5 protein-coding genes and 1 pseudogene are annotated in these 3362 nt (G+C 47.8%); 4 read left to right on the forward strand and 2 right to left on the reverse strand.

What is annotated here, in order from left to right; genetic code table 11:
• A partial coding sequence (locus ACFX4L_RS25200; RefSeq protein WP_377406651.1) for an IS110 family transposase occupies nt 1-434 on the reverse strand: 434 nt, incomplete at its 3' end.
• 115 nt (nt 435-549) lie between these two features.
• Here ACFX4L_RS25200 and ACFX4L_RS25205 point away from each other — a divergent pair.
• The 4 genes and pseudogenes from ACFX4L_RS25205 (at nt 550) to ACFX4L_RS25220 (ending at nt 2661) form a co-directional block, all read left to right on the forward strand.
• Nucleotides 550-777, forward strand: a complete 228-nt coding sequence (locus ACFX4L_RS25205) for a hypothetical protein (RefSeq protein ID WP_377387557.1) — start codon at nt 550-552, stop codon at nt 775-777.
• Nucleotides 778-864: 87 nt separating this feature from the next.
• Nucleotides 865-2109: a serine hydrolase domain-containing protein gene (locus ACFX4L_RS25210; RefSeq protein ID WP_377387554.1), complete on the forward strand. Its 1245-nt coding sequence runs from the start codon at nt 865-867 to the stop codon at nt 2107-2109.
• Nucleotides 2110-2173: 64 nt separating this feature from the next.
• Nucleotides 2174-2281, forward strand: a pseudogene (locus ACFX4L_RS25215) (cell division protein); the annotation flags it as partial.
• 203 nt (nt 2282-2484) lie between these two features.
• Nucleotides 2485-2661 (forward strand): homing endonuclease associated repeat-containing protein, encoded by a 177-nt coding sequence (locus ACFX4L_RS25220; protein ID WP_284471157.1) that lies wholly within the window; start codon nt 2485-2487, stop codon nt 2659-2661.
• A gap of 233 nt (nt 2662-2894) precedes the next feature.
• On the opposite strand, the gene ACFX4L_RS25225 is transcribed toward ACFX4L_RS25220, so the two are convergent.
• Nucleotides 2895-3173, reverse strand: a complete 279-nt coding sequence (locus tag ACFX4L_RS25225) for a hypothetical protein (protein ID WP_377387551.1) — start codon at nt 3171-3173, stop codon at nt 2895-2897.
• Nucleotides 3174-3362 lie beyond the last annotated feature (189 nt).

Raw genomic sequence — 3362 nt, forward strand, 5'->3', positions numbered from 1 at the left:
CCTGTTATATTTGCATGTTGTCTTGAAAGATTACGAAGATTTAAGAGTTGTATCCCTCGTTTTTTATAAGGCTCTAACTCCTCTTTATAGTACAGCTCGCAGAGGTGACGTGCATCGATTATATCTGTCTTTACTTTGCGTAAACTAGAGCTCTTCGCACGATAAGAAATGAGTGGGTTAACGATAATTAATAAGTAATCTCTCTCCTCAAAATACTGTACAACGGGCGTAAGATAATGCCCCGTAGATTCCAATACAATCGGAGGTTTGATCCCAGTTCTATTTTCTATTTCTCTCAGAAAGTGAAAGAGTGTTTCTAGTCCTTCAATGGTATGCGTAACTTTAAAACTGCCTTGATAAGGCTTTTTCTTCTCCAAGAATGCTTGAACCTGACTTTCACCTTTGGCTACATCCAGACCAACTACTGGATTCATATTCATATTCTATCTCCTCCAAAAACATATTATTAAGGGGCAGGATAGTTGAAGAAGGAATTTGTATTTACTTCTAGAATATACATAATTAGGTTATGTGATGGCGGGAGCTTAAATGGATAAGGGCAGTATTTTCGCCCTGCTCGGCTCCAATGGGGCGGGCAAGACAACGGTTGTCAAAGAAGATTACTTACGGAATAATGGTGACTTTGAATTTGATGAAACCGAGAATAAACGTCCGATGAACATATGGCTCTATGCTAAGTGCAGGACATTTCTCGATTCTGATCACCCAGAACAGGATGTGAGTCATCTTTTGATTACCAATATTCAGTCTCTTTGATGCATCGAACACGCTTTCAAGCATTGATAACAAAAGAGAATTTGTAGAACAATAGGGCTGATAAAAAAGTAAAGAGAGGGAAAACAAATGAAAAAGATTACAACGGGACAAAGCAACACTGGCTTATCCGAAACAGGGCTACGCAGAATGCGCGACGTGCTGGCACGGCATGTCGAGTCCGGGAAGATTCCTGGGCTCGTCGCCCTGGTCAGTCGGTACGGTGAGACGCACGTCGAAGCGATCGGCACGATGCGCCATGACGGTGGCGCGCCGATGCGCCGGGACACGATCTTCCGGTTGGCGTCCACTTCCAAGCCGCTCGCGGTCGCGTCGGTGATGATCCTGCTCGACGAGTGCAAGCTGCATCTGGACGACCCAGTAGATACGTGGCTGCCCGAACTCGCCGACCGGCAGGTGCTGAAACGGGCAGACGGCCCGCTGGACGACACGGTGCCGGCACGGCGGCCGATCACCGTACGGGACTTGTTGACCTCCACGTTCGGGCTCGGAGTGGATATTACGTTGATGGGCTCCCCGATCCAGAACGCGATCTTCAAGAGTGGGATATACGACACGCCAGGGGCGGAGTTGCCCGAGCCGGATGAGTGGATGCACCGCCTGGGCACACTCCCGTTGAGCTACCAGCCCGGAGAGCGGTGGCAATACCACGTCAGCAACGAAGTGCTCGGCGTGCTCGTCGCCAGAGTCACGGGTCAGACGTTCGAGACGTTCCTGCGCGAACGCATCCTCGATCCGCTGGGGATGAAGGACACTGGTTTCTACGTGCCCGCCAACAAGATTGACCGGCTGCCGCCCGCCTTCAACCCCGATCCGCAGACCGGAGAGTTCATCGTGTGGGACGAGGCCGCAGGCGGACGCTACAGCCGACCTCCAGCGTTCCAAGCAGGCGGCGGTGGGCTGCTCTCAACCGTCGACGACTATCACGCGTATTTACGGATGCTGCTGAACCAAGGGATGCACGGGACCGAACGGATCCTGTCCCGGCCCGCCGTCCAGCTGATGACCACCAACCGCCTCACGCCCGAGCAACAAGCCGCCCGAGACGCCATGGCCAAAAACAACGTCCATTTGTCGCACGGCCAAGGGCAGCACGGCGGCTGGGGCTTCGGGATGGCGGTGCGCACCTACCGTGGTGACTACGCGTCCATCGGCCAGTTCGGCTGGGACGGTGGAACCGGCACGACGACGTACGCCGACCCGGACAAACAGCTCACCGGAATCCTGCTCACCCAGGTCGGGATGTCCACCCCGGATTCAGCGCGGCTTATCCACGACTTCTGGACCATGGTCTACCAGGCAATCGAAGACTGACACCGAGCCCGCGCCTGGTACGCCCGCCCTCAACCCACGACACCCAACGGTCTGCCCCCTGGCCGGTCCAATTGGGGTTTTAGCTGATAAGTTGTTTTTGGAGAAGTATATGAGAGCATTTATCATTTCTCGTGCAAAGGCACAGAAAAAGATTGCCGAGAATATGCTCTAACCTTGTTTAACTAACGGGTGCGTTAGCGCCATAAGAAGGCTGCCAATTGGCGGCCTTTTGAATGTGCGATTCTTATCATACATTCAAATTAGAGAAAAAAATACCCTTGTTCAACTAAACTGGTAGTTTAGCTGAAGAAAAATTGTATTACTTTTCATCAATTGGGAAAATATATAATTAAGAACAAAAAGGAGGGAACAGAGATGGAAGTAAATATGAGTGTTGAAGAAGTCGTGAATCAAATTTCTGAATTAGTAGAAAAAGAAGGGAAGCCACCTCGGAAGAAAGAGGTAAAGAAGTCAGATCCGGAATTAATGAAAAATGCATTGTATTATTTTCCTAGTTGGGATAATGCAGTAGAACATAGCATTGGATCTTAACCAACGATACATAAACATTTATTTTCCAAATTAGTGTATAATCCTTTCGCTTTTAAAAATTACAAATGAGTTGTGTTGGATCCCACCACAGAAGCTACCTGAGTGAAAGGGGAGTTTTTGTGGTTATTTATATTTGTTCCCGTCCCCTAGTGGACTGATGTTTTTTCATAAAGTAACGTTCTTACTGCATCAAAATGATAAAATATTAATGTTGTTTTTAGGGAGTTTTACAGCTAAAGGCCGAGTTTCTTTTCCTTATTTGAGTCTGTAAAAACGCTAAAGTATTTCAATACATTATTCGTTTCTTCTTCGATACTGCCGATATAACGCAATGTAACCGAAGATGGGAATGATGCAAAATCCGTTGCAACATGGCAATATCCTTCGTGGCTTTGTAAAACCAAAAGCCAAACTTTTTTTCGTAAGGTATGGTTGCACACATGTTCCACGCCAGCAAACTCTGCCGCCTTATTTAACCAGTAAGCCGGAGAAGGGGAATGGGGCGTACTCATAGACCTCCTGGAAGCAATTCGCGATATACATGTCGCGGATTTTTTTGCATTTTACCTTCCTATACCCGGAGAATTTTGTGTTGTTTGAATTGTCAACACTAAATCAAACAACATTTTTAAGGGACAACTTTTTAAATTCTAGAGGGCTTACGTAGCCTAAAGTTCCATGAATTCGCAACTTATTAAACC

Origin of the sequence: Peribacillus sp. YIM B13482 (genome assembly GCF_042787975.1) — a bacterium.
Classification (GTDB): Bacteria; Bacillota; Bacilli; order Bacillales; family DSM-1321; genus Peribacillus; species Peribacillus simplex_A.

Coding starts and splice junctions, on each gene's coding strand:
- ACFX4L_RS25205 (WP_377387557.1), top strand. CDS start 550: ATGGATAAGGGCAGTATTTTCGCCCTGCTCGGCTCCAATGGGGCGGGC.
- ACFX4L_RS25210 (WP_377387554.1), top strand. CDS start 865: ATGAAAAAGATTACAACGGGACAAAGCAACACTGGCTTATCCGAAACA.
- ACFX4L_RS25220 (WP_284471157.1), top strand. CDS start 2,485: ATGGAAGTAAATATGAGTGTTGAAGAAGTCGTGAATCAAATTTCTGAA.
- ACFX4L_RS25225 (WP_377387551.1), bottom strand. CDS start 3,173: ATGAGTACGCCCCATTCCCCTTCTCCGGCTTACTGGTTAAATAAGGCG.